General features: G+C 71.9%; 20 protein-coding genes and 1 pseudogene. 12 read left to right on the top strand and 9 right to left on the bottom strand.

Going from position 1 to position 24,884, the window contains the following annotated elements:
• Window positions 1–134: 134 nt before the first annotated feature.
• A complete protein-coding gene (locus tag ACWCP6_RS17745) occupies window positions 135–1,838 on the bottom strand; it encodes a bifunctional 3'-5' exonuclease/DNA polymerase (RefSeq protein WP_450933375.1) in 1,704 nt (567 codons plus the stop codon).
• A gap of 169 nt (window positions 1,839–2,007) precedes the next feature.
• On the opposite strand from ACWCP6_RS17745, the gene ACWCP6_RS17740 reads away from it, so the two are divergent.
• The gene (locus tag ACWCP6_RS17740) at window positions 2,008–3,183 is read left to right on the top strand and encodes a DUF2786 domain-containing protein (protein WP_450933374.1); all 1,176 of its coding nucleotides are present in this window, start codon (window positions 2,008–2,010) and stop codon (window positions 3,181–3,183) included.
• Here the strand turns inward: ACWCP6_RS17740 and ACWCP6_RS17735 are convergent, their stop codons facing one another.
• A complete protein-coding gene (locus ACWCP6_RS17735) occupies window positions 3,184–3,438 on the bottom strand; it encodes a type B 50S ribosomal protein L31 (RefSeq protein ID WP_450933373.1) in 255 nt (84 codons plus the stop codon).
• A 90-nt stretch (window positions 3,439–3,528) separates the two neighbouring features.
• The gene (gene rpmG, locus ACWCP6_RS17730; protein ID WP_450933372.1) at window positions 3,529–3,693 is read right to left on the bottom strand and encodes a 50S ribosomal protein L33; all 165 of its coding nucleotides are present in this window, start codon (window positions 3,691–3,693) and stop codon (window positions 3,529–3,531) included.
• A 197-nt stretch (window positions 3,694–3,890) separates the two neighbouring features.
• Here rpmG and ACWCP6_RS17725 point away from each other — a divergent pair, with 197 nt between their 5' ends.
• A complete protein-coding gene (locus ACWCP6_RS17725; RefSeq protein WP_450933371.1) occupies window positions 3,891–4,406 on the top strand; it encodes a hypothetical protein in 516 nt (171 codons plus the stop codon).
• 204 nt (window positions 4,407–4,610) lie between these two features.
• Here the strand turns inward: ACWCP6_RS17725 and ACWCP6_RS17720 are convergent, their stop codons facing one another.
• The gene (locus ACWCP6_RS17720) at window positions 4,611–7,193 is read right to left on the bottom strand and encodes an FUSC family protein (protein ID WP_450933370.1); all 2,583 of its coding nucleotides are present in this window, start codon (window positions 7,191–7,193) and stop codon (window positions 4,611–4,613) included.
• Window positions 7,194–7,832: 639 nt separating this feature from the next.
• Here ACWCP6_RS17720 and ACWCP6_RS17715 point away from each other — a divergent pair.
• Window positions 7,833–8,084 carry a DUF397 domain-containing protein gene (locus ACWCP6_RS17715; RefSeq protein ID WP_450933369.1) on the top strand — a complete coding sequence of 84 codons (252 nt, stop codon included), beginning with the start codon at window positions 7,833–7,835 and terminating at the stop codon, window positions 8,082–8,084.
• A 71-nt stretch (window positions 8,085–8,155) separates the two neighbouring features.
• Here ACWCP6_RS17715 and ACWCP6_RS17710 read toward each other — a convergent pair whose 3' ends face one another.
• Complete coding sequence (locus ACWCP6_RS17710; protein ID WP_450933368.1) at window positions 8,156–8,632, bottom strand: ATP-binding protein; 477 nt, start codon at window positions 8,630–8,632, stop codon at window positions 8,156–8,158.
• Window positions 8,633–8,938: 306 nt separating this feature from the next.
• Between ACWCP6_RS17710 and ACWCP6_RS17705 the strand changes: the two genes are divergently transcribed.
• The 3 genes from ACWCP6_RS17705 (at window position 8,939) to ACWCP6_RS17695 (ending at window position 12,049) form a co-directional block, all read left to right on the top strand.
• The gene (locus tag ACWCP6_RS17705) at window positions 8,939–9,832 is read left to right on the top strand and encodes a helix-turn-helix domain-containing protein (protein ID WP_450933367.1); all 894 of its coding nucleotides are present in this window, start codon (window positions 8,939–8,941) and stop codon (window positions 9,830–9,832) included.
• Window positions 9,833–9,953: 121 nt separating this feature from the next.
• Window positions 9,954–11,411 carry an aldehyde dehydrogenase family protein gene (locus tag ACWCP6_RS17700; RefSeq protein WP_450933366.1) on the top strand — a complete coding sequence of 486 codons (1,458 nt, stop codon included), beginning with the start codon at window positions 9,954–9,956 and terminating at the stop codon, window positions 11,409–11,411.
• A gap of 98 nt (window positions 11,412–11,509) precedes the next feature.
• The gene (locus tag ACWCP6_RS17695) at window positions 11,510–12,049 is read left to right on the top strand and encodes a DinB family protein (RefSeq protein ID WP_450933365.1); all 540 of its coding nucleotides are present in this window, start codon (window positions 11,510–11,512) and stop codon (window positions 12,047–12,049) included.
• Between the two features lie 114 nt (window positions 12,050–12,163).
• Here the strand turns inward: ACWCP6_RS17695 and ACWCP6_RS17690 are convergent, their stop codons facing one another.
• Both ACWCP6_RS17690 and ACWCP6_RS17685 read right to left on the bottom strand, forming a co-directional pair.
• Window positions 12,164–13,576 carry a glutamate decarboxylase gene (locus ACWCP6_RS17690; RefSeq protein ID WP_450933364.1) on the bottom strand — a complete coding sequence of 471 codons (1,413 nt, stop codon included), beginning with the start codon at window positions 13,574–13,576 and terminating at the stop codon, window positions 12,164–12,166.
• A gap of 308 nt (window positions 13,577–13,884) precedes the next feature.
• Window positions 13,885–14,250 (bottom strand): YbjQ family protein, encoded by a 366-nt coding sequence (locus ACWCP6_RS17685; RefSeq protein ID WP_450933363.1) that lies wholly within the window; start codon window positions 14,248–14,250, stop codon window positions 13,885–13,887.
• Between the two features lie 143 nt (window positions 14,251–14,393).
• Between ACWCP6_RS17685 and ACWCP6_RS17680 the strand changes: the two are divergent.
• A pseudogene (locus ACWCP6_RS17680) lies at window positions 14,394–15,065 on the top strand (DedA family protein); the annotation flags it as partial.
• 202 nt (window positions 15,066–15,267) lie between these two features.
• On the opposite strand, the gene ACWCP6_RS17675 reads toward ACWCP6_RS17680, so the two are convergent.
• Complete coding sequence (locus ACWCP6_RS17675) at window positions 15,268–16,920, bottom strand: threonine/serine exporter family protein (protein ID WP_450933362.1); 1,653 nt, start codon at window positions 16,918–16,920, stop codon at window positions 15,268–15,270.
• Between the two features lie 179 nt (window positions 16,921–17,099).
• The gene (locus tag ACWCP6_RS17670) at window positions 17,100–17,591 is read right to left on the bottom strand and encodes an inorganic diphosphatase (protein ID WP_450933504.1); all 492 of its coding nucleotides are present in this window, start codon (window positions 17,589–17,591) and stop codon (window positions 17,100–17,102) included.
• 259 nt (window positions 17,592–17,850) lie between these two features.
• Here ACWCP6_RS17670 and dacB point away from each other — a divergent pair, with 259 nt between their 5' ends.
• From dacB to ftsH, 5 genes are all read left to right on the top strand, one after another.
• Window positions 17,851–19,419, top strand: coding sequence for a D-alanyl-D-alanine carboxypeptidase/D-alanyl-D-alanine endopeptidase (gene dacB / locus ACWCP6_RS17665; protein ID WP_450933503.1), 1,569 nt, complete (start codon window positions 17,851–17,853; stop codon window positions 19,417–19,419).
• Between the two features lie 177 nt (window positions 19,420–19,596).
• Complete coding sequence (locus ACWCP6_RS17660) at window positions 19,597–20,721, top strand: zinc-dependent metalloprotease (protein ID WP_450933361.1); 1,125 nt, start codon at window positions 19,597–19,599, stop codon at window positions 20,719–20,721.
• Window positions 20,722–20,894: 173 nt separating this feature from the next.
• Window positions 20,895–21,929, top strand: a complete 1,035-nt coding sequence (gene tilS, locus ACWCP6_RS17655) for a tRNA lysidine(34) synthetase TilS (RefSeq protein WP_450933360.1) — start codon at window positions 20,895–20,897, stop codon at window positions 21,927–21,929.
• A 63-nt stretch (window positions 21,930–21,992) separates the two neighbouring features.
• A complete protein-coding gene (hpt, locus tag ACWCP6_RS17650; protein ID WP_450933502.1) occupies window positions 21,993–22,553 on the top strand; it encodes a hypoxanthine phosphoribosyltransferase in 561 nt (186 codons plus the stop codon).
• A 275-nt stretch (window positions 22,554–22,828) separates the two neighbouring features.
• Window positions 22,829–24,859, top strand: a complete 2,031-nt coding sequence (ftsH, locus tag ACWCP6_RS17645; RefSeq protein ID WP_450933359.1) for an ATP-dependent zinc metalloprotease FtsH — start codon at window positions 22,829–22,831, stop codon at window positions 24,857–24,859.
• The last annotated feature ends 25 nt before the right edge of the window (window positions 24,860–24,884 follow it).

The following is a 24,884-nucleotide window of genomic DNA, read 5'->3' as shown; positions in this document are numbered from 1 at the left end:
GCCGACCGCCGACCGCCGACCGCCGACCGCCGACCGCCGACCGCCGACCGCCGACCGCCGACCGCCGACCGCCGACCGCCGACCGCCGACCGCCGGGCCGGCCACGGACCGCCGAGCCGCCGTCCGCCGCTCGGCTACTTCGCGTCGGCGTAGCACTCCACCACCGCCGTCGTGAACGGAAAGCGGACCGGGGTCTCGCCGAAGGTGAGGCGGCCCGCGAGGTCCGCCGCCTCGCGTATCGCGGCGGCGACCGTCCCGGCTTCCTCCTCGGGGCAGTGCACGATGACCTCGTCGTGCTGGAAGAACACCGGTTCGGCGGCGAGCCGCTGCTCGGTGCAGGTGCGGCGCAGCGCGGCCAGCATGAGCAGCGCCCAGTCGGCGGCGCTGCCCTGGACGACGAAGTTGCGCGCGAAGCGGCCTCGTGCGCGGGAGTTGCTCGACGCGTAGCCCGGCACCCAGCCGCCGTCCCCGTCCTCCGCGGCCGCCGGCCGCTCCTCCTGCGGGAGCCCCGCCTCGTCCCCGGAGGAGCCGCCGGCGGCCGCCGCCGGGGGACAGGTGCGCCCCAGCCAGGTCCGCACGAGCCGGCCCTCCTCGCCGGCCCGCGCCGCGTCGTCGACGTAGGCGACGGCCCGCGGGAAGCGGCGGCGCAGCAGGGCGAGGTTCTTCAGGCCGTCGCCCGACGTCTGTCCGTAGATCGCCCCGAGCACGGCGAGCTTCGCCTGCGCCCGGTCGCCGGCGAACGCCCGGTCCGACACCGACTGGTACAGGTCCGTCTCCCGGCCCGCGACCTCCATCAGGCCCGGGTCGCGGGAGATCGCGGCGAGGACGCGCGGCTCCATCTGGTCGGCGTCCGCCACGACGAGCCGCCAGCCGGGGTCGGCGACGACGGCACGGCGGATGACCTTCGGGATCTGCAGCGCACCGCCGCCGTTGGTCACCCACCGCCCGGTGACGGTGCCGCCCGGCAGGTACTCGGGCCGGAACCGGCCGTCCCTGACCCAGTCGCCGAGCCACGACCAGCCGTGCGCCACCCAGATGCGGTAGAGCCTCTTGTACTCGAGCAGCGGTGTCACGGCCGGGTGGTCGACCGACTCGATCTCCCACTTGCGGGTCGAGCTCACCTTGATCCCGGCCTGCGCGAACGCCTTCACCACGTCCGCCGGCAGCTCGGGCCGCACCCGGCGCCCGAAGGCCCGGGACACCTCGTCAGCCAGCTCGGCCAGGCGCCGCGGCTCGCCCCCGCCCGCGTAGCGCTCGCCGAGCAGCTCGTGGAGCACCGCGCGGTGCACTTCGGCGCTCCAGGGCAGCCCGGTCGCGTTCATCTCGGCGGCGATCAGCATCCCGGCCGACTCGGCCGCGGTCAGCAGCCGCATCCGGCCGGGACGGGCGGTCGCGTCGTGCCGTCGCTGCTGCTCGGCGTACACCTCGACGAGCGATTCGAGGGGTACCTCCGCGGGGCGCGGTTCGAAGAGCGGCGACTGCGCGCCGGGCGTGGCCGCGCGCTGCGGCGGGTCGGGGGGCACGGCGGTGCCGCGGAGGCGGGCGAGGGCGGCGGCCGCGGAGTGCGGCTCGCCGAGCCGTCCCTCATGGCCGAGCAGCAGGGTTTCGGCGTCCTCGATGTCGTAGCACCGGTCGACCCGCACCCCTGCCGCGAGCAGTTGGGGGTAGATCTCGGCGGTCGAGCGCCACACCCAGCGGGTGACATGGGGCCGGGAACGCACCGCCTCCACCAGGCTCGGCTCCTCGTGGACCTCCCCCCGGGGCAGCCCGCCGTCCCCGAGGGCGACGAGCCGGGCCCCGCCACCCTCGGTCGGCGTCAGCGCCCACCGTTCGGTCACGGAAACGAGTCTGGCAGCCGGCACCGACAACGCCCGCCGGCCGGTGAGCAGGGTGTTCCGCGCACGGCGCCGCGCCCCCCGCACGGGTCGTCCGGGGCGGGAGGTGCCGCGGGGGAGGGGCGGAAGGCTGCCCTGCGGCGCCGTGGGGTGCGGCGTCTATGGTCTAGGCATGAGCGGGGACGACGGGACGACGGTTCAGTGGGCGTTCGCCGCCGCCCTGTACGGCGGCCCGGGCGACAGCACGGGGCTCGACACGGGTGCGTCCCTGCTCGCCGCCGATCCGGGTGCGGACGCCGAGCTGGCCCTGCGGGGCGCCGAGTTCGTCCGCGCGGCGTGGCAGCGGGGCTGGCAGCCCGCCGATGTCGTACGGCTGGTGCGCCGCGACCTGGACGAGACGCACGTACGCCTCGCGGCCCGGGCGATACGGGACGAGACGGCGCGGTACGACAGGCTGCCACCGCGCTGGGACGCGCAGCTCGCCGAGCTCGACGGAGAGGTGCCGCGCACGGACCGTTTCACGCACGCGACGGCGGTGCTGGAGCTGTACCGGCTGCTGGCGCGGCTGCCGTCGGTCGAGCCGGTCGGTCCCGCGCCCGGCGATGCGCTGCCGCCGCCCGTGGCGGGCGAGCCGCGCATGCTGGCCCGGATCAGGGCGCTGCTGGCGAAGGCGGAGGCGACGACCTTCCCCGAGGAGGCCGAGGCGCTGAGCGCCAAGGCACAGGAGCTGATGGCGCGGCACACCGTCGACGAGGCGCTGCTCGCCGCACGGACGCATGCCACGGACCGGCCCGGCGCCTGCCGGATCGGCATCGACGCCCCCTACGAGCAGGCCAAGGCGGTGCTCCTGGACGCGGTGGCGTCGGTGAACCGGTGCCGTGCGGTGTGGAACAGCGCGTTCGGCTTCTCGACGGTGGTCGGCTTCGAGGCCGACCTGGAGGCCGTCGAACTGCTCTACACCTCGCTGCTGGTGCAGGGCACGCACGCCATGACCCGCGCGGAGGCCGCGCAGCGGGCGGGCGGCCGCAAGCGCACGAAGACCTTCCGGCAGTCCTTCCTGGCCGCGTACGCGCATCGCGTGGGCGACCGGCTGGCGGCGGTCGTAGAGAGCGTGACCGAGGCCGGTGCCGCGGAGGCGGAGCGTGACCTGCTGCCGGTGCTCGCCGCCCGGGACGTGGCCGTCGCCGACCACGCCGAGCGGATGTTCCCCGAGACGGTCACGACCCGCCTGCGCGGGGTGACCGACGCGGCCGGCTGGACCGACGGCACGTCGGCCGCCGACCGCGCGACCCTGAGGCCCGCCCCGGGCGGCACCCCGGAGGTGCCGCCGCGGCGGCGTGCGCGCTGATCAGCGGTTCTTCCTGCGGCCGTAGCGCTGCTCGAAGCGCTCCACCCGGCCGGCGGTGTCCAGAACGCGGGCGGTTCCCGTGTAGAAGGGGTGGCTCGCGGCGGAGATCTCCACGTCGATGACGGGATAGGTGTTGCCGTCCTCCCACTCGACCGTCCTGTCGCCGGTGGCGGTCGACCGTGTGAGGAAGGCGTAGTCGGCGGCCTTGTCGCGGAAGACGACGGGGCCGTACGCGGGGTGGATTCCGGACTTCATGTCGGTGCCTTCCTTGTCGGCTGCTGTCCTGCCGGGGTGCCTGCCTCGGTGCCGGCGCCCCGCTGTGGTGCCGGTGCTCCGCCGCCGGTGTCAGCGCTCCTCGCGGAACGCGACGTGGCGCCCGGCGGCCGGGTCGAACTTGCGGAGTGTGAGGCGGTCGGGGTCGTTCCGCCGGTTCTTGCGGGTCACGTACGTGTAGCCGGTCCCGGCGGTGGACCGGAGCTTGATGACGGGACGGAGTTCGTTGCGAGCCATGGCGACACCATAACGAAAACGAATCCCATTTTCAAGAGGGGCGCGTGACTCGTGCCCGATGCGTGAAAGTCCCGTGGTGGAAGCGCGCACGGAGACCGATGTACGGACGATCGGTCTCCGGCATCGGCGGGGCGTGCTGGTAGCTTGCTGCGGGCCGTCAGCAACACCAGGACCGTAGGGGGACTTCGGTGACCTCAGTGACTTCTGTTCCGTCCACGCCCAAGAGGGCCCGGCTGGCCGTCGCGGCCGTGGGACTTGCCGCCGCGCTCGCGCTCACCGGCTGCAGCAGTGACAGCGGCAAGGACAAGGGCGCCGACAGCGGCTCCTCGGCCGGCGCCGGTGGCGCGAAGAGCCCGTCCGCCACGCCGGGCGAGGGCGCCAAGGGCGACACCCTGGAGGGCAGCTGGGTCGCCACGACCCACGGCAAGGCCGTCGCCCTGGTCGTCACCGGGAAGAAGGCCGGCCTGTTCGAGAGCGGCGGCACCGTGTGCAGCGGCACGGCCGGCGACGAGATGGGCATGCGGATGATCGACCTCAAGTGCACCAAGGACGGCAAGCTCGACAACGGCGGCCGCGGCATGGGCAAGGTCACGTCCGTCGACGCCACGACCCTGAAGGTGTCCTGGGAGGGCTTCGGCGACGAGACCTACCGGAAGACGAAGGACGGCAAGCTCCCGGAGGGTCTGCCGACCGCGGGGCTCCCGCAGTCCTGAGAACAATGGGGCGCCCTTCCCGGGGCAGGGCCGATCGCGGGCGCCCTTCCCGGGCCGGGGCTGAGCGAGGCGCCCTTCCCGGGCCTGGGCCGAGCGGGGTGTCCTTCCCCGGCCGGGGCCGATCCGGCCGGCACCGAACCGGCTCGGGCCAGGACCGATCCGGCCCGGGCCGGGGCTGACCCGGGTCCGATCCGAGGGGTGCCATCAGGCGTGCCGCACGCGGCTTTCGGTGCCGTCCACCGTCATCGGCTCCGACGTCACGTCCAGTGCGTCGGACAGTGCGTCCAGTGCGTCCAGCAGCATGCGCGCCCCCTTGCCCACGACCCCGTCCGGCGCGCCCGGGGGAAGCCGGTCCCAGTCGTCGACGACGTCCCGCAGCGGGTCCCAGCGCGGCACGCGGCGTTCCCGCACCGCCTTGGCGCCCTGCTCCGTCGCCGCGCGCAGGGCGGCAGCGAGCCGCGCCGCCCCGGGCACGGGCGGGGCGCCGCGCTCCGGCAGATGCGCCTCCAGCAGCATCGCGGCCCGGCCCACCTGGCCGAGCGCGTCCCCGGCGTCCTCGGCGGCGGCGCGTGACAGGCCGCGGTGCCGTACGGGTTCGTCCCGGGCCCTCGCGACAGCCGCGTGCCAGGCGGCACGGGCGGTACGCCCGGCGAGCAGCGCCTCGCGCACGTCCGGCGCGTCCTTGCCGACCGGTTCGGCGTAGTGCTCGACGACCGTGGCGGCGTAACGGCCCACCGCGATCAGGGAATCGGCGAGCCGCGTGCGCAGCCGCGGGGTCTCCCACGCGGGGTAGACCGCGTACGAGAGCATCGCGAGCAGGCCGCCGATGAGGGTGAGCAGGACGCGTTCGGGAACGGTCTGCGTCCACTGCTCACCGGCCATCCCGAGCAGGAAGACGACGTACGCGGCGATGGCGGCCTGGGCCGCGATCTGGCCGGTGCGCATGAGCAGGTACATCGTTCCCGCGGAGAGGACGGCCAGGACCGCCGAGAGGTCGGTGGTCGGCGAGGCCAGCCGGACGATTCCGGTGGCCACGGTGACTCCGACGAGGGTGCCGGCGAATCGGGCCACGGCGCGTGAGTACGTCTGGGAGAAGTCCGGGCGCATGATCATCACCGAGGCGAGGGGCGCCCAGTAGGCGTGGCCGAGGGGGAGCAGGGTGCCCAGGAGATAGCCGGTGGTCGCGACCGCCGTCACGCGGTAGGCGTGGCGCAGCACCGGGGAGTCGTGGTGCAGCTCCTTGCGGATGCTCCGGGCGGCCACCGGAGCGAGGTGCCAGAGGCTCGGGCGGAGCCTCAGGCCCGGGCCGCCGCCCTCGGGGCCCGGGTCACCGGGGGCCGTGAGCCGTGCGGCCGCCCGTGGTCCCGCCCGCCCGAGCAGCCGGACGCGCAGGAGCAGGCCGGTCGGCCATCGGCCGGGGGCGTCCGGTGTGATCTCGGTGCCCTGGCGGAGAGGTGAGGCGTCCACGGCGGCGTCGGCGGCGAGGCGCCCGCCCGCTGCGGGGAGCGCGGTGAGCCCGCCCGGCCCGCGGGCGGAACGATCGCGCCCGGATGCGGCAACGGCGGTACCCGCGTCGGGGACGGCACTCGCGCCGAGACCCGCACCCACGTCGGGGGCGGCGCTTGCGTCGGCGTCGGTGTCCGCGGCATGACCGGCACTCGCGTCGATGCCGGTACCCGTGGCATGACCGGCACCCGCGCCGGGCTCGCCGTCCGTGGCGCGGCCGGTGGGCGTGGCAGCGGTGATGACCGTCGCATCGGCGGTGACCGCGCCGCGGCCGCCGAGACCGGTGGCGCCGTGGGCCGAGGGATCCGCCGTCTCCAGGACGTCCGTCAGCAGCGCCCCGAGACGTGCGGCGGCGCGGTACGCGGGTCCCGTGAGGATGGAGCCGGTGTCCGGGGTCCGGAAGGTGGCGATCGCCGCCGAGGGCAGACGAATCGGTTCTCCGTGCCGGATCGCGCGGGCCGCCGCATCGAGGATGGTGCCGGCGGCGGCCAGGAGCTCGTGGACCCGGGTGCGTTCCGGGCCCTCCTCCGGGACCCCGACCGCCGGGTCGGCGAGCGAGGCGAGTACGGGCCGGATGCGTTCCGCGACGCCGCGCGCACCGTGGAGTTCGGCGGGCCGGCTGCGGGCCTGGCGCGCGGTGACCGTGGCCGCGTCGCGTGCCTCCATCAAGGGTGCCGGGTCGAAGGGCGCGACCGGGTCGTGGCGCAGCCGGCGCGCGTAGTCCGCCTCGGCGGCCAGGGCGTCGGCCAGCGCGTCGCGGTGCGCGCCCCAGCGGCGTACCGGGAAGAGCACCACCAGCGCGGCCTGCACCAGGCCGCCGACGATCATCATCGCGGCGTGGCCCGCGGCCTGGCCGACCGAGGTCGGCAAAGTGACCGTGACCAGCATCATCGCGACGTTCGAGGACACGATGATGCCGGCCGTGGGGCCCACGGCCCAGCTCAGCCCGGACACGAAGGTCCACAGGGCGAGCAGGGCGAGGAAGAGGATCAGGTGCGAGACGGTGAGATAGCCGACGAACGTGGAGACGGCGAGGCTCGCGCCGGAGGCCAGTGCGAGTTCCGGGCGGGGGCGCCAGCTGCGCTGGAAGGTGGCGATGGCGGCCTGGAAGGCACCGAACGCCGAACTCGCCGCGACGGCGGGCCCGAACGCCCACAGGGTCACCGCGATCACCAGCGCCAGACCCGCGGTGGCGCGCAGCGCGATGAGGGGTTCGAGACGCTTCCGCTCGACGGACAGCCCCGATCGCGCGGTCTCCTTCAACGCCCGGAGCCAGCTCACGCGGCAAGGATACGAGGGAGAGTGTCAGGTTTTGAGGTGGTTGCGCACCCCACGCGGACTCGGGGGAGCGCCGCGACCGCTGCGCCGACGGGATCCCGGCCCGCTCGGCTGCCCGCCGACCGCCGCGCTCAGGAGTCCGCCGACCGCCCCGCTCAGGAGCCGTCGACCACCCCGCTCGCGGGCTCGCCGGCCACGTCGCGGCGCGACGCCCCCGGCCTCGCGCATCGTCCGACGGTGCTGCGGGAGGCCCGCCTCGGGTCCGGGCGGTGCGCCCGGCGCGTCCGGCGCGCCCGTTCATTAAGCGGACCCTGGAACACCACGGGCGTGCGACGCGTCTCTCTCTGGTGCACGGGGGATTCGGTCCGGCGAACCGGCGCAGCCGATGGCCCGCGGACCATGGACGGGGGGGTGGCGTTCGCATGTCATGCGCGCTCCGGGGCAGGTGACGGGGGATCGATGGACCCTGTAGTCGTAGGAGCACTGCGCGTGCACGTGCATCTGCGGGTGCATCTGTTCATGCACCGGCATGTGAACACAGCTATGATCCCGGACAGTTGACCACTGCATTGACCTGACCACTCGCGTTGACCAGTGCGGCACAAAGGCCACATCAGCGACTGCATCACCGGGGAGCGACCAGTGCATGACGTGTACAACGGCATGGCGGCCACGGAGCTCACGGAGCTGCACGAAGTGGCCTGGCAGAAGAGCCGGCACAGTAATTCGCAGGGGTCCTGCGTGGAGTTCGCGAAGCTGCCCGGCGGAGACGTGGCCGTGCGCAACTCGCGCTTTCCCGACGGGCCCGCGCTCGTCTACACGCGGGCCGAGATCGAGGCGATGCTCCTCGGGATCAAGGACGGAGAGTTCGACCACCTGATCGCGGGTGGCTGAACGTAGTCCTCCGATGTCTACGCGTAACAACGCGCGTAGACATCCGACATGCGTGAGGGCGTGTTCCGCCTTCAGTCGTCCTGGAGGCGGAACAGGGCCCACACGACCTTGCCGTGCGGCCGGCCCGCGAGAGGGTGCCAGCCCCAGCTGTCGCTGAACGAGTCCACCAGGAACAGTCCGCGGCCCGACTCCGCCGCGAAGTCGTCGGACTCGCCGGCCACCGGACTGTCGTCGCTGGGATCGCGCACGGCGCACACCAGTCGCGAGGTCCAGTGCATGAGGTGCAGCCGGACCGGTGCCTCCTGCTGTCCGCCCGCGTGCCCGGCCTCCGCGGGCAGCGCATGGCGCAGCGCGTTGGTGACGAGTTCGGAGACGACCAGGCAGACGTCGTCGAAGTGTGCGTCCTGGTGCCAGTCGCGGAGCGTCGATCTGGTGAACTGCCGTGCCTCGCGCACCGCTTCGTAACGGGCGGGCAGAGCGCACGACGCGGCACTGGTGACGGCCTCGGGGTCGAGTGGCGGAAGCCCCTGCCGTAACGGCTCGAGCATGGTCGATCCATTCGTCCCCATGCGAGGCACTCCCGTGATTCGCGGCCGTAGCGATCCTGCGGTGCTGCGGTGGTGCGCGGACCATGGTTCCGAATGGCCACAGCAGATGCAAGGGCAGATGCACGTGCACGTGCCGGGAATGGACGAACCCGTGGCGCTTATTGCCGATTTCTTCCCGGGACTTCTTGTGGGGAGCTTGCGAGATCGTTCCGAAGTATCTCCGTTTCTGTAACCGAACGAGTACGGGCCGGAGCGTTTTAATGGCAGACTTCGGCCCCTGGAGACGCGTTGGGGAGGAATGAGGAAGTGACCGCAGGGGAGTCGTGGGGTTCCCCCCAGATGCTCAACTCTGGGGGCGGCTCGGTGGTGCGGCGCATCCTGCTGGGCTCACAGCTCAGGCGACTGCGCGAAACGCGAGGCATCACCCGTGAGGCGGCCGGGTACTCCATCCGCGCCTCCGAATCCAAGATCAGCCGCATGGAGTTGGGACGGGTGAGCTTCAAGGCGAGGGACGTCGAGGATCTGCTGACCCTGTACGGCGTCACGGACGAGGCCGAACGCGGCGCACTGCTCGCCCTTGCCAAGGAGGCGAACGTCGCGGGCTGGTGGCACAGCTACTCGGACGTGCTGCCGGGCTGGTTCCAGACCTACGTAGGCCTGGAGGGCGCGGCCTCGCTGATCCGCGTGTACGAGGTGCAGTTCGTGCACGGACTGCTGCAGACCGAGGCGTACGCCCATGCGGTGGTCTCGCGGGGCATGCGCGGTGCGAGCCGGGCCGACATCGACCGGCGCGTGGCGCTGCGCCTGGAGCGGCAGAAGATACTGGTCTCCGAGCGCGCCCCGGCCTTCCACGTCGTGCTGGACGAGGCCGCGCTGCGCCGCCCGTACGGCGACCGGCAGGTGATGCGCGGTCAGCTCCAGCATCTGATCGACGTGTCCGAGCGGTCGAACGTGAGGCTCCAGGTGATGCCGTTCAGCTTCGGCGGGCACGCGGGCGAGAGCGGGGCCTTCACGATGCTCAGCTTCCCCGAGTCCGACCTCTCGGACGTCGTCTATCTGGAACAGCTCACCAGCGCCCTCTACGTCGACAAACGCGAGGAAGTGGCGCAGTACGCAACGGTCATGGAGCGCCTCCAGGAGGACAGCCCGGGGCCGGAACAGACCCGTGACCTGTTGCGCGGCCTGCTGCAGCTGTCCTGACCGCCCCGTGACGGCCGGTCCCGGACGATGCTTGAAGGCCGCCCCAACTGGCTTGAAACAGAAGTACGATGACGTCTCATCAGGCTCCGCGCTCGGCTTGCCCTCTGCAATAGGGGATCGAATGTCCTTCTTCACCGACCTGGCCCACCAGTACATCGACGGCGAGTGGCGGACCGGCAGCGGCTCCTGGGACATCATCGACTTCAACCCGTACAACGGCGAGAAGCTCGCGGCGCTGACCGTCGCGACCAGGGCCGAGGTCGACGCCGCCTACCGCGCGGCCGAGCGCGCCCAGAAGCCGTGGGCCGCCGCCGGCGCCTACACCAGACGGGCCGTCGTCGAGCGTGCGCTCCGCATCACCGAGCAGCGCGAGGACGAGATAGTCGAGGCGATCGTCGACGAACTCGGCGGTACCTACGTCAAGGCGCGGTACGAGGTGCGGCTCGCCAAGGAGTTCCTGCGCGAGGCGATGCAGCTGGCGATGCGTCCCGACGGGCAGATCGTGCCCTCGCCGTCCGACGCCAGGGAGAGCCGCGTCTACCGGCTGCCGGTCGGCGTCGTCGCCGTCATCAGCCCCTTCAACTTCCCCTTCCTGGTGACCCTCAAGTCCGTGGCCCCGGCGCTCGCGCTCGGCAACGCCGTGGTCGTGAAGCCCAACCAGAACTCACCCGTCGTCGGCGGCGGTCTGATCGCCAAGATCTTCGAGGACGCGGGCCTGCCCGCCGGGCTGCTGAACGTCCTGGTCACCGACATCGCGGAGATCGGCGACGCGCTTCTGGAGCACCCCGTGCCGAAGGTGATCTCCTTCGCCGGCTCCGACCGGGTCGGCCGTCATGTGGCCGCCGTGTCGGCGAGCCACTTCAAGCGGGCGGTCCTGGAGCTCAGCGGCAACAGCGCGCTGGTCGTCCTCGACGACGCGGATGTGGACTACGCGGTCGACGCCGCCGTGTTCAGCCGGTTCGCCTTCCAGGGCCAGGTCTGCGTGGCCGCCAACCGCATCCTCGTGGACCGTGCCGTGGAGCAGGAGTTCACGGAGAAGTTCACCGCCCGGGTGCGGGCCCTGAGGACCGGCGACCCGCGTGATCCCGGTACCCAGATCGGTCCCGTCATCAACGCCTCCCAGGCGGACGCGCTCACCGCCCTCGTCGACCAGGCCATCGCCGAGGGCGCCACCGCCCTGGTACGCGGCCGGACCGTCGGCAACCTCGTCGAGCCCTCCGTCCTCACCGGCCTCCCGGCCGACTCGCCCCTGCTCCGTCAGGAGATCTTCGGCCCGGTCGCGCTGCTCGTGCCCTTCGACGGCGAGGAGGAGGCCGTACGCATCGCGAACGACACCCCGTACGGGCTGAGCGGCGCCGTCCACACCGCCGACGCCGAGCGCGGCGTGATGTTCGCACGGCGCGTCGAGACCGGGATGATGCACGTCAACGACGGCACCGTGCACGACGATCCGCTGGTGCCCTTCGGCGGCGAGAAGCTGTCCGGCCTGGGGCGGCTGAACGGCGAGGCGTCCGTGGACGCCTTCACCACCCAGAAGTGGATCTCGGTGCAGCACGGGCGGAGCCGGTTCGCCCTCTGACCGGGCTCTCCGGCCACCCTTCCCTTGCGGACAGGATCTGACCGCAATGGCCCGTAGCGTTGTGGGTACCGAAACGGCGACAGCGAAAGGCGGCCCCCATGGTTACCCACGTTCCTGCCGAGGCGCACGGAGACGAGCGCGGCGCTCTGCTGGCCTTCGTCGAGGCGCAGCGCGGCGGCCTCAGGCGGTCCGTGCTCGGGCTGACCGACGCCCAGGCGGCGCAGAAGCCCAGCGCGAGCGAGCTCTCGCTGGGCGGTCTGGTGAAGCACGTCGCCGAGGTGGAGCTGAACTGGCTGCGGATGGCCCAGCAGCGGCCCAACGAGAAGGCGCGCACCGAAGAGACCTGGAACGACAGCTTCCGCATCGTCGAGGGGGAGACCCTGGCCGGGGTGCTGGCCTTCTGGGACCAGGTGGTCAAGGAGACCGAGGAGTTCATCCGGTCGGTGCCCAGCCTGGACGACACCTTCCCGCTGCCCCCGGCCCCCTGGTTCCCCAAGGACGGGGCCGTGTCCATGCGATGGCTGATGCTCCATCTCGTCGAGGAGACCGCCCGGCACGCCGGGCATGCCGACATCATCCGCGAGTCACTGGACGGCAGGACGGCCTTCGAGCTGGTCGACGAGGAGGCCCGGGGCTGACGGACGGCCGGGGGCCCGGCGCCCGGAGGGCCTGTCCCCGACCCGGCCTGCGGTCCGGGTCGGGGGACAGGCCCGGGGAGCGCGCGCCCGCCGCCGCTCGGCGGCCGGCCGGGCTCAGTGGTGGAACCCGGTCGCCGCCTCCTTGTCGCGGGTCAGCGGATGCGACTGGCGGCGCAGTTCGGGCAGCAGCCGGGTCATGTCCTCGAGCAGCAGGTCCGCCAGGTCCGACGAGAAGCCGTTGCGACAGACCACCCGCACCACGGACAGGTCCTCGCGGTTGGCGGGGAAGGTGTACGCGGGCACCAGCCAGCCGCTCTCGCGCAGCCGCCGGGACACGTCGAACACGTCGTACGAGGTGATGTCGGGCGTCGTCGTGAAGGCGAACACCGGCAGCTCGTCGCCGTGCGTCAGCAACCGGAAGTCCCCGAGCGCCTCGACGCGTTTGGCGAGCCCCGTCGCCACGTCCCGGGTGGTCTGCTGGACCGCCCGGAAGCCCTCCCGGCCCAGTCGCAGGAACGTGTAGTACTGGCCGACCACCTGGGCGCCCGGCCGCGAGAAGTTCAGTGCGAACGTCGGCATGTCGCCGCCGAGGTAGTTCACCCGGAACACCAGCTCCTCCGGCAGTTCGGCCGTGGACCGCCACAGGGCCCAGCCGACACCCGGGTAGACCAGGCCGTACTTGTGCCCCGACGTGTTGATCGACGACACCCGCGGCAGCCGGAAGTCCCATACGAGGTCCTCGTCCACGAACGGCGCCACCATCGCACCGGACGCGCCGTCCACATGCACCGGGATGTCCAGCCCGGTGCGCTGCTGGAGGTCGTCCAGCGCAGCGCAGACCTCCGCCACCGGCTCGTACGACCCGTCGAACGTCGAGCCGAGGACGGTGACCACACCGATCGTGTTCTCGTCGCAGAGGTCGGCCGCCGCCTGCGGATCGAGGTGGAAGCGGTCCCCCTCCATCGGCACCTGCCGGGCCTCCACCTCCCAGAAGTTGCAGAACTTGTCCCAGCACACCTGGACGTTGACGCCCATGACCAGATTGGGGCGGGCGTCGCGGGACGGATAGCGGTCGGCGTTCCGCTGCATCCAGCGGCGCTTGAGCGCCATGCCGGCGAGCATGCAGGCCTCGCTCGACCCGGTCGTCGAACAGCCCACGGCGGCCGACGGGTCCGGGGCGTTCCACAGGTCCGCGAGCATCGCCACACAGCGCCGTTCCAGCTCGGCGGTGCGCGGGTACTCGTCCTTGTCGATCATGTTCTTGTCGCGGCACTCACCCATCAGCAGGGTGGCCTCGGGTTCCATCCACGTGGTGACGAACGTGGCTAGGTTGAGGCGGGAGTTGCCGTCCAGCATCAGCTCGTCGTGCACCAGCTGATACGCCGTGGAGGGCGGCAGCGCCCCGTCCGGCAGCCGGGTCTTGGGCGGAGCCTGTGTCATCTCGACGGTCGGATCCGCCTCCCCGAAGAACGGGTTGACGGTAGCGGGACGTTCGTCTGTAGTGGCGGAACCTTTGTGGAGCGGCATGGGAAGCAGCCTCCGACCGTGATGGGCACGGCCCCGGTGCCGGGCGCACCGGAGGCGACGCGGACAGGCCCCACCGTAAGCCGCACCCGCAGCTCACGCGACGTGGGGCGTCAGCACGGGGGACGTACCCGGGAGAGCGGTGCCGGTGTGCCGGGGCGGCCGTGCCGAGGACACGGTGCTCGGCCTGTCGGGGAAGCGGTGCCCGTGCCGGACGCGACGCTCGGTGTGCCGGGGCCGCTGCCGACGATGCGGCGCCGGTGTGACACGGGTGGTGTCACACCGGCGCGTCGCGAAGCCGCCGCGGGGGGTCACGCCCTGCTGATCACGACTGCCGTGCCGTAGGCGCACACCTCGGTGCCGACGTCCGCGGCTTCGGACACGTCGAAGCGGAACATCAGGACCGCGTTGGCGCCCCTCGCGCGAGCCTGCTCCACGAGCCGTTCCATGGCCTGGTTGCGGGTCTGCACGAGCGTCTTGGTGAGCCCCTTCAGCTCGCCGCCGATCATCGACTTCAGACCGGCGCCGATCTGGCTGCCCAGATGCCGGGAACGGACTGTGAGCCCGAACACCTCCCCGATGACCTGGTCGACCCGGTATCCGGGGACGTCGTTCGTCGTCACGACCAGCACGTCGGCCTGCGGACCCGTACCGCCGCCGTAGTCGTCGATGCCCATGCGCAGCCACCTCCCGAGGTCTGCCCGCCGGAGAACCCACGCCCCAGCCTCGCCCTGGAACCCGGAGCTGTCTCCTGGCGTTGATACGTTTGGCCGACTGGACGCCGTATCGCCCCACCCATATCCCTCAGGAGCCCGGAACCGTGACGACGCTTGCCCTCGGACCGAGCTGGCTGGACCCGAACCACCTCCTGGACACGTTCGGCATCTGGGGCCTGCTCCTGATCGTCTTCGCGGAGTCTGGCCTGCTCATCGGTTTCTTCCTGCCGGGCGACTCGCTGCTGTTCACCTGTGGTCTGCTGATCACCGCGGGCACCATGGACTTCCCGCTGTGGGCGGCCATCGCCCTGATCTGCCTCGCCGCGATCCTCGGCGACCAGGCGGGGTACCTCTTCGGCAAGAAGGTGGGCCCCTCGCTCTTCAGCCGTCCCGACTCCCGCCTCTTCAAGCAGGAGAACGTGGTCAAGGCGCACGAGTTCTTCGAGAAGTACGGCCCGAAGTCCCTGGTCCTGGCGCGCTTCGTGCCCATCGTGCGTACCTTCACGCCGATCATCGCGGGCGTCAGCGGCATGCGGTACCGCTCGTTCATCACCTTCAACATCATCGGCGGCGTCCTGTGGGGCGCGGGCGTGACCCTGCTCGGCTCCTGGCTCGGCAACGTCGAGTTCGTCCACAAGAACATCGAGCTGATCCTGATCCTGATCGTCCTCGTGTCGGTGGTCCCGATCGCGATCGAGTTCCTGCGGGCACGGGGCAAGGCCAGGAAGGAGGCCGCCGTGGAGGAGGGCTCCGCGCCGGCCGCCCCCGCGGGCCGCGGACGGCACGCCAAGCGCTGACCGCGCGCTCGTCCCGCTCGCTGTCGGCCGCGCGTCCCTCGCGCCGGTCCCGGGCGCCATCGACCGCCCGTCCCGGGCGCCATCGACCGCCCGTCCCCGTCCCGGGCACCGTCGGCCGCCCGTCCTCCCCCCCCCGGCCGGCCCCCGGGTCTCGGCGCCGCTCCGCGCCGTACCCCGCAGATCAGAAGCCGCGCGTCCGCTTGGCCGCGCGGCGCCCCGCCGCGCCCGGCACCCTCAGGGTCAGCCGCGAGATCTCCGACCCCAGGTTCACGCCGATCGCGATGGCCATCGCCAGCGCGGCGGCCTGGCTGAGCGACACCAGGCCCTTGTCCACGTTGTTCTGCGCGATCGACAGCAGCCCGAAGTACGTCGCCGAACCGGGCAGCAGCGGCCCGATCGCCGCCGTCACATAGGGCAGTGCGGACGCGAACCGGTAGCGGGACAGCAGCTGCCCGAACAGGCCCACCAGGCCGGCCGCGACGGCCGTCGACGCGACCGGGGACAGTCCGCCCACGTAGTGCATCGCGCCGTACACCGACCAGGCGATCCCGCCGTTCAGCGTCACCCACAGCACCGTCGAGCGCTCCTGCTGGAGCATGATCGCGAAGCACAGCGACAGGGCCATCGACGCCAGGATCTGCACCCCTGGCCGCTGCACGGTGTGCAGGGCCGCGTCGGGGTTCAGCGGGGCGTGCAGTTTCACCCCGAAGTACAGGATCAGCAGGACGCCCGTGACGATGCCGACGAAGAAGTACATGACCTCCAGCAGACGCGCCGACGCGGTGATGTAGAAGCCGGTCAGGCCGTCCTGCACGCCCGCCACCAGCGCCCGCCCCGGCAGCAGCGCGAAGAGCCCACCGGTGATCACCGCGGACGCCCGTACGTCGACCTCCGCGAGCGTCAGCGCGATGCCCATCGCAGCCGGCGGCATCGCGGCCACCGTGAACTGGTAGAACTCCGGCAGCCCGCGCCCCGCGCACAGCCAGGCCAGCCGGTCGCCGAGGATGGCGCCGACGGCCGCCGCGATGAACACCAGCCAGTCACCGCCGACGAGCACCGAGGCCGCGCCCGCGAGCAGACCGGTGGCGGCGGTCAGCGTCCATGTCGAGTACGGGTGCCGGTTCCGTCGGATCTCCGCCAGGCGCCGGTACGCCTCCTCCAGGGAGACCTGGACGTCCGGGGAGCTGATGTCGTCCACCAGCCGGTACACGGCCGCGAGCCGCGTGTAGTCGGTGGCCCGGCGGCGCACCGTCCGTGACGCGGTCACCGGGTCGTCCACCAGCGACGGCTGGTGCGAGATCGACAGCAGCGTGAAGGTGACGGTCGGCTCGCAGCGGTCGAGGCCGTAGCTGCGGCACACCGCGAACATGGCGGCCTCGACGTCCTCGGCGCCCTCGCCGCCCGCGAGCAGCAGCTCGCCGATACGGAGCGTCAGGTCCAGCACGCGCGGGATCGCCGGGCCCTCGTCCTCGTGCTTCTGCAGGGGCTCCGGCGCCGGGCGCTCGGCCACCGGCATGCGCAGCATCGTGCGCATCCGGTCCTGCCAGGGAGCCTCCTCGGCGAACCGTACCGTCGGGATGCCCGACGGCGGCGTGAACGCGGGCGGCGACTCACTGCTCCGGTACGTCTTCGGGGGGCTGAACGCCGAGCCCTCCGGTTCCTGGGGGACGCCCTGGGGCACCGGCACGCCCTGGGGGAGCGTGAACTCGGACGTCGTCTGCGACTCGTCCTCGGGCCCGGCGGGCTGTGGCACCTCCACGCCCGACGGCTGGGTGAAGGCGCTGCGTGCCTCGTCCGACTGCGGCTTGCGGTCCTCCGCCTCCGGCTCACCCACGGCTCTATCCCCGCCTCACTCCTCGTACGACTCGACCGGCTCGTACGGCTCGATCTACCCGCACGCACCCTCGGTACGCCCAGTATGCGCAGGGATACGCCGACGGGCCGCGCCACCCCTGGCCAGGGGAGCACGGCCCGTTTCCGTGGGACCGCGAGGTCCCGGGTGGCGCGGGGAGGTCAGTGACCGCCCTGCTCCTTGAAGCGCTTGTAGGAACGCTCGATCTCGACCTCGGCCTCGGTGCGGCCGACCCAGTTGGCGCCCTCGACGGACTTGCCGGGCTCCAGGTCCTTGTAGACCTCGAAGAAGTGCTGGATCTCCAGGCGGTCGAACTCCGACACGTGGTGGATGTCGCGCAGGTGCTCCACGCGCGGGTCGTGCGCCGGGACGCACAGCAGCTTGTCGTCGCCGCCGGCCTCGTCCGTCATGCGGAACATGCCGATGGCGCGGCACTGGATGAGGCAACCGGGGAAGGTCGGCTCGTCCAGGATCACCAGCGCGTCCAGCGGGTCGCCGTCCTCGCCGAGGGTGTTCTCGACGAAGCCGTAGTCGGCCGGGTAGCTGGTGGACGTGAAGAGCCGACGGTCCAGGCGGATACGACCGGTCTCGTGGTCCACCTCGTACTTGTTCCGCGACCCCTTGGGGATCTCGATCGTGACGTCGAACTCCACCGGTGGCTCCTCCATGATCATCACATGATTCGGGTAACGCTGCGTCCTCCCGAGGGGCGGCCACAGGCTGCGTCTGCCGTCGACCGGTCCCGGGTGTGGCCCCGGATCCGGATGCCGGAACCTCGGACTCCGGAATCTTGGATTCCGGACGGATCATCCGACCGGACCCACCGGGGTGCCGTGCCACGGCAAGACGCAGTGATTAAGTGTCCCTCACGCAGGTGTGTGATCGCGAAAGGGGCTGGTGGTCGTGGCAGAGCTGCCCGAGCCTGAGCCGGGTGCGCGGCTTCGCGGGCTCGTCGAGCAGCTGACCGGGCCCCGCGCCCGGCAGCTGGTCAAACGGCCCGCGGTACGGCTGACGAATCTCGGAACGCGGCAGGTCACGGCCGGGGCGGCGGTGGTCGGGCTGGTCGTGGCGGCCGCCGCGGCAGCCCTGGCGGGCCCCTGGGACGCCTCGGGGCAGCGGAAGGCCGAGCGCGACTGGGCGGCCGGCCAGGAGGCCGGGAGCGGCCTCGGAGGTGGCGCAGATCACGCGGGGGACGCGGCCCACGGCCGGTCCGGCGGTACGTCCCGGGAGGCGCCCGACACCACGTCGAGCGCCCCTGCCGTGCTCGTCGCGCTGGGGGCGCCGACCCCTTCCGGCGCGGTGCCGACCGGTTCCGGGCTCGCCGCCCTGCTCGATCCGCTCCTGAAGGACCCCTCGCTCGGCTCGCAGCGCAGCGCGGCGGTCGTCGACGCGGCGACCGGGGAGCAGATCTACGGCAAGGACGCGGACACGGCGCTGACACCCGCGTCGACGACCAAGCTGGCCACGGCCGCGGCGGCCCTGTCCGCGCTCGGCCCGGACCACCGGCTCACCACCCGCACCGTCCTCGCCGACCCCGGCAAGGTCGTCCTGGTCGGCGGGGGCGACCCGACGCTCACCGCGCACAAGGACGCACAGGGGAACGCGAGCCTGCGGGTGCTGGCGGACCGGACGGCGAGCGAGCTCAAGGCACGGCACGCCGGCAAGGTCACCGTCTCCTACGACGCCTCGCTGTACGCGGGGCCGCTCCTGCACCCCATCGGCCCCAACGAGAACCTCGCGCCGGTCAGCGCGCTGGAGACCGACGAGGGCCGGCTGAACACCTCCTCGAGCGGTCCCGCGCCGAGGAGCGCGGACCCGGCCGGGGACGCGGCACGCACGTTCGCGGGCCTGCTGAAGGAGCGCGGTGTCGAGGCCGGCACCACGGTCGCGCCGGGCAGGGCGCCGGGTTCGGCCGCCCCTCTGGCCTCGGTCTCCTCTCCGCCGCTGGCCGACCTGGTCGAGCGCATGCTCACGCACAGCGACAACGACATCGCGGAGGCGCTGGCCCGGCAGGTGGCGCTGGCCTCGAAGGAGCAGGCGAGCTTCGAGGGCGGAGGACGGGCCGTGCGCGGACAACTCAAGGCGCTGAAGCTCCCCTTGGCGGGGGCGGCGTTCGCGGACGGCAGCGGACTGAACCGTGACGACCGGCTGACGGCGAACCTCCTCACCTCGCTGCTCGCCCGCGCCGCGGACCCGGCGCACCCGGAGCTCCGTCCCGTCCTCACCGGCCTGCCCGTGGCCGGGTTCACCGGCACTCTGGCGAATCGTTACGCCAGCAAGGGGGACGCCGCCGGCACGGGGCTGGTCCGCGCCAAGACGGGCACCCTGACCGGCGTGAACACCCTGGCCGGCACTCTGGTGGACGCCGACGGCCGCCAGCTCCTGTTCGCCTTCCTCACCGCGGGCTCGACGACCCCCGCGACCACGCAGGCGACCCTGGACCACCTCTCCACCACCCTCACCACCTGCGGCTGCCACTGACCCGCGGCCCCGCCCCGGACGGCCCGTGGACGCCTGCCGCCGAGGGCGCTCGTCCCGCCGGGGCGGGAACGGGTGGGCACGGCCCCGCGACCGATCCGGTCCGCTCCCGGCGCACCGGGCGCCCCAGGTGCTTGTCGAGCCCCTCCCCCGGAGGGAATCAGCACGTACCGTTGACGCATGACGAGCATCGGTGGTGCCGAGATGGTCGACTGGAATCTCGCGGTGGCGACCGCGACGCGGCTCGTGCGGCCGGGTCCCGAGGTGAGCCGCGACGAGGCACGCGCCGTCGTCGCGGAGCTGCGCCGCCACGCGAAGGCCTCGGAGGAACACGTCCGGGCGTTCACCCGCATGGGAGGCGACCTCACCCATGACACCCCGGTGCTGGTCGTGGACCGCCCCGGCTGGGTCCGGGCGAACGTCGCGGGCTTCAGGGAAATCCTCAAGCCGCTGCTGGAGAAGATGCAGGAGCGGCGCGGCGGCTCGCCGGGCGGCGCCGTCCTCGGCGCGGTCGGCGGCAAGGTCACCGGAGTCGAACTCGGCATGCTGCTGTCGTTCCTGAGCTCCCGCGTGCTCGGCCAGTACGAGACCTTCGCCCCGGCCAGCCGCGACCTCCCGGCAGGCGAGAACGGCGGCGGCCGCCTGCTCCTCGTGGCCCCCAACATCGTCCACGTCGAGCGCGAGCTGGACGTGGAGCCGCACGACTTCCGGCTCTGGGTGTGCCTGCACGAGGAGACCCACCGGACCCAGTTCTCCGCCGTGCCGTGGCTGCGCGACCACCTGGAGGCCGAGATCCAGGCCTTCCTCGCCGAGACCGACGTCGATCCCGCGACCGTCCTGGAGCGCATCAGGGAGGCGGCCCAGAGCTTCGTGGGAAGCCGCCCGGACACCGAGGAGGACGACGCGGGCCGCTCCTTCGTCGAGCTCGTGCAGACCCCGGCCCAGCGGGAGATCCTGGGCAGGCTGACCGCCGTGATGTCACTGCTCGAGGGCCACGCCGACCACGTCATGGACGGTGTCGGCCCCGCCGTCGTGCCGTCCGTCGGCGAGATCCGCGAGAAGTTCCAGCAGCGCCGGGCCCGCGGCGCGTCCCGCCTCGACACGGCCCTGCGCAAGCTGCTCGGCCTGGACGCGAAGCTGCGTCAGTACCGCGACGGCGAACGCTTCGTACGCGCCGTCGTCGACCAGGTCGGCATGGACGGCTTCAACCGCGTCTGGACCTCGCCGAACACCCTGCCGACGAAGTCGGAGATCGCCAAACCCGCGGAGTGGGTCGCGAGGGTGCACCGTAAGGCAGACTCATGACCGCCATACGGCCGACGGCAGAAGAACGCCCTCGCAATCACCCGTCCGAGGGACCGTGAGTCGTGGGTAGGCGTGCAATGCTCGGGGAACGGCTCGGTTCTGTCACCATCGACACACTCTGAGTGACCGGAATCGGGCTCACCCCCCGAAAAACTTCATGAAGGGAACCGGACATGGGTCCCCATCCTGCGGTCGCGGCGATACGCCTGGCGGTCCGCCGCGTCCTGCACGACGTACTCGACGAACACCACCACCTCACCCGGCGCACCGCGGTACGTGCGACGGGCCGCGCACCCGGCCCGCTCGTCCTCGTGGCGTGCTCCGGCGGCGCCGACTCCATGGCCCTCGCCTCCGCCCTCGCCTTCGAGGCCCCCAAACTCGGCATCCGCGCCGGCGGTATCACCGTCGACCACGGTCTGCAGACCGGCTCCGACCTCCGCGCCGCAGAAGTCGTCGCGCGGCTCTCCGCCCTGCGTCTCGACCCGGTCGAATCCGTCGCGGTCGCCGTCGGCCGTGCGGGCGGCCCCGAGGCCGCGGCCCGCGATGCCAGGTACGCCGCGCTGGACGCCGCCGCAGAGCGCCACGGCGCCGCCGCGATCCTGCTCGGCCACACCCGTGACGACCAAGCGGAAACCGTCCTGCTGGGCCTCGCCCGCGGCTCCGGCATCCGCTCCCTGTCCGGTATGGCCGCGGTCTCGGGGGCCGCGGGCCGCTACCGCCGCCCGTTCCTGCACCTGGACCGGCAGACCGCCCGCAAGGCGTGCCTGGTCCAGCACCTGCCCGTCTGGGACGACCCGCACAACGCCGACCCCGCGTACACGCGCTCCCGGCTGCGCCACGAGGGCCTGCCCGCCCTGGAGAAGGCCCTGGGCAAGGGCGTCGTCGAGGCGCTCGCCCGAACGGCCCAGCTCTCCCGCGACGACGCCGACGCCCTGGACACCTGGGCTGCCCAGGCCGAGTCCACTGTGCGCGACGCCACAGGGCTGCTCGAGTGCTCCAAGCTGTACGCGCTGCCGCCCGCCGTGCGCCGTCGGATCCTGCGCCGCGCCGCCATCGAAGCGGGCTCACCTGCGGGTTCGCTGTTCGCCCGGCACATCGAGGAGATCGACCGGTTGATCACCGGCTGGCGCGGCCAGGGGGCCATCAATCTCCCCGGCAAGGTCGTCGCCCAGCGACAGGGTGGCAGACTGGTGATTCGGCAAGGCTGAACGAGGGACCCCTTCCGCAGAGGCCGCGGAGGTCCCGGGCAGCCGGTGGGACGACCGAAAGTGATGCGGGTGGACGCGAAAGACATGGGTGCCGACCTCAAGTCGGTGCTCATCACCAAGGAAGAGATCGACGCGAAGCTGGCCGAGCTGGCCGCGAAGATCGACGCGGAATACGCGGGCAAGGACCTGCTGATCGTGGGTGTCCTCAAGGGCGCCGTGATGGTCATGGCGGATCTCGCCCGGGCGCTGTCCACCCCCGTCACCATGGACTGGATGGCCGTGTCCTCGTACGGCGCGGGCACCCAGTCCTCCGGTGTCGTGCGGATCCTCAAGGACCTCGACACCGACATCAAGGGCCGGCACGTCCTGATCGTCGAGGACATCATCGACTCCGGCCTGACCCTGTCCTGGCTGATCTCCAACCTCGGCTCGCGCGAGCCCGCCTCCCTCAAGGTGGTCACGCTGCTGCGCAAGCCCGAGGCGGCCAAGGTCGCGATCGACGTCGAGTGGGTCGGCTTCGACATCCCCAACGAGTTCGTCGTGGGCTATGGCCTGGACTACGCCGAGAAGTACCGGAACCTTCCGTTCGTCGGCACTCTGGCGCCCCACGTCTACGGCGGCTGACACCGGGTCCGCAGGGCCCTCCCGGGCCCGGAGGAATCCGACATAACGCACGGCGGGCCCGTTCCGGGCCCGTCGCCGCGGAATTCCGGGAACCGAATCGCCCCTCCCGCCGTTGGAGCATGCGAGGACGGGTTTGCCGGTCGTCCACGCGGCGTCGGGTGACAATGCTGGGGTACCGTCCGAAGAACAGACTTGAAGAACAGCCCTCAGATCGTTGAGGCGGACTTCAACCAACTCACTATGGCAGGAGGGACGGGGCGCCACGCTCCGTATGGATGGACGTGAAGCGATACTTCCGTGGGCCGGTCATGTGGATCGTGCTGGCCGTCCTCGCCGTGGTCGTGTTGATGCAGGTCGTCGGCTCGTCCGGCGGCTACAAGACGGTGGACACCGGCCAGGTGGTCCAGGCCATCAGCGACAACCAGGCGCAGTCGGCCAAGCTCACCACAGGTGACGAGCAGACCATCAAGGTCGAGCTCAAGAACGGCCAGAAGGTCCAGGGCAGCAGCAAGATCCAGGCGAGCTACATCGGCGACCAGGGCGTCGACCTCGCCAAGACGCTGCAGGCCAAGTTCGAGGACAAGCAGATCCCCGACGGTTACACCGTCACGCCGTCGAAGCAGAACCCGTTCGTCGGGATCCTGCTCTCCCTGCTCCCCTTCGTCCTCATCGTCGTCGTGTTCCTGTTCCTGATGAATCAGATGCAGGGCGGCGGCTCCCGGGTCATGAACTTCGGGAAGTCGAAGGCGAAGCTGATCACCAAGGACACCCCCAAGACGACCTTCTCGGACGTCGCAGGGTCGGACGAGGCGGTCGAGGAGCTCCAGGAGATCAAGGAGTTCCTGCAGGAGCCGGCGAAGTTCCAGGCCGTCGGCGCCAAGATCCCCAAGGGCGTGCTGCTGTACGGCCCGCCCGGTACGGGCAAGACGCTCCTCGCGCGCGCCGTCGCGGGCGAGGCCGGCGTGCCGTTCTACTCGATCTCCGGTTCCGACTTCGTCGAGATGTTCGTCGGTGTCGGTGCCTCCCGGGTCCGCGACCTCTTCGAGCAGGCCAAGGCGAACGCACCGGCGATCGTCTTCGTCGACGAGATCGACGCCGTCGGCCGGCACCGCGGTGCGGGTCTCGGCGGTGGCCACGACGAGCGCGAGCAGACGCTGAACCAGCTGCTCGTCGAGATGGACGGCTTCGATGTGAAGGGCGGCGTCATCCTGATCGCCGCCACGAACCGTCCGGACATCCTGGACCCGGCGCTGCTGCGTCCCGGCCGCTTCGACCGGCAGATCGCCGTCGACCGCCCGGACATGCAGGGCCGTCTGGAGATCCTCAAGGTCCATCAGAAGGGCAAGCCGGTCGCCCCGGACGTCGATCTCGCGGCCGTCGCGCGTCGTACGCCGGGCTTCACGGGCGCCGACCTGAGCAACGTCCTCAACGAGGCCGCGCTGCTCACCGCGCGCAGCGACAAGAAGCTCATCGACAACCACATGCTCGACGAGGCCATCGACCGCGTCGTGGCGGGCCCGCAGAAGCGGACCCGGATCATGTCGGACAAGGAGAAGAAGATCACCGCGTACCACGAGGGCGGTCACGCCCTGGTCGCGGCGGCTTCGCCGAACTCCGACCCCGTCCATAAGATCACCATCCTGTCCCGCGGCCGTGCCCTGGGCTACACGATGGTCCTGCCGGACGAGGACAAGTACTCGACCACGCGCAACGAGATGCTCGACCAGCTCGCGTACATGCTGGGCGGCCGCGCGGCCGAGGAACTGGTCTTCCACGACCCGACGACCGGCGCCGCGAACGACATCGAGAAGGCCACGGCCACGGCCCGCGCGATGGTCACGCAGTACGGCATGACCGAGCGGCTCGGCGCGATCAAGTTCGGCGGCGACAACACCGAGCCCTTCCTGGGCCGGGAGATGGCGCATCAGCGCGACTACTCGGAAGAGGTCGCCGCGCTCGTCGACGAGGAAGTCAAGAAGCTCATCGAGAACGCGCACAACGAGGCCTGGGAGATCCTGGTCGAGAACCGCGACGTCCTCGACAACCTCGTCCTGGCCCTCCTCGAGAAGGAGACCCTGGGCAAGGAGGAGATCGCCGAGATCTTCGCCCCGATCGTGAAGCGCCCGGCTCGTCCGGCGTGGACCGGTTCCTCGCGGCGTACGCCGTCGACCCGCCCGCCGGTGCTCTCCCCGAAGGAGCTGTCACTGACGAACGGTGCCAACGGCTCGACGCCCGCGGTGACCGCCTCGGCGGAGGCCGTGGAGCTCGGCAAGTCCGCGGCTCCCGAGGACCGACCCGAGGTCTGACCGGCCCCGTCCGCCGGAGCGCCGC

The sequence above is a fragment of the Streptomyces sp. NPDC002004 genome (assembly GCF_053593975.1).
This window is presented reverse-complemented; position numbering and strand designations above follow the sequence as displayed.

Bases quoted from the DNA above. Each gene is read 5' to 3' on its own strand.
- ACWCP6_RS17740 (WP_450933374.1), top strand. From the start codon at position 2,008: ATGAGCGGGGACGACGGGACGACGGTTCAGTGGGCGTTCGCCGCCGCC.
- ACWCP6_RS17735 (WP_450933373.1), bottom strand. From the start codon at position 3,438: ATGAAGTCCGGAATCCACCCCGCGTACGGCCCCGTCGTCTTCCGCGAC.
- rpmG (WP_450933372.1), bottom strand. From the start codon at position 3,693: ATGGCTCGCAACGAACTCCGTCCCGTCATCAAGCTCCGGTCCACCGCC.
- ACWCP6_RS17710 (WP_450933368.1), bottom strand. From the start codon at position 8,632: ATGCTCGAGCCGTTACGGCAGGGGCTTCCGCCACTCGACCCCGAGGCC.
- ACWCP6_RS17700 (WP_450933366.1), top strand. From the start codon at position 9,954: ATGTCCTTCTTCACCGACCTGGCCCACCAGTACATCGACGGCGAGTGG.
- ACWCP6_RS17695 (WP_450933365.1), top strand. From the start codon at position 11,510: ATGGTTACCCACGTTCCTGCCGAGGCGCACGGAGACGAGCGCGGCGCT.
- ACWCP6_RS17690 (WP_450933364.1), bottom strand. From the start codon at position 13,576: ATGCCGCTCCACAAAGGTTCCGCCACTACAGACGAACGTCCCGCTACC.
- ACWCP6_RS17685 (WP_450933363.1), bottom strand. From the start codon at position 14,250: ATGGGCATCGACGACTACGGCGGCGGTACGGGTCCGCAGGCCGACGTG.
- ACWCP6_RS17660 (WP_450933361.1), top strand. From the start codon at position 19,597: ATGACGAGCATCGGTGGTGCCGAGATGGTCGACTGGAATCTCGCGGTG.
- tilS (WP_450933360.1), top strand. From the start codon at position 20,895: ATGGGTCCCCATCCTGCGGTCGCGGCGATACGCCTGGCGGTCCGCCGC.
- hpt (WP_450933502.1), top strand. From the start codon at position 21,993: ATGCGGGTGGACGCGAAAGACATGGGTGCCGACCTCAAGTCGGTGCTC.
- ftsH (WP_450933359.1), top strand. From the start codon at position 22,829: ATGGACGTGAAGCGATACTTCCGTGGGCCGGTCATGTGGATCGTGCTG.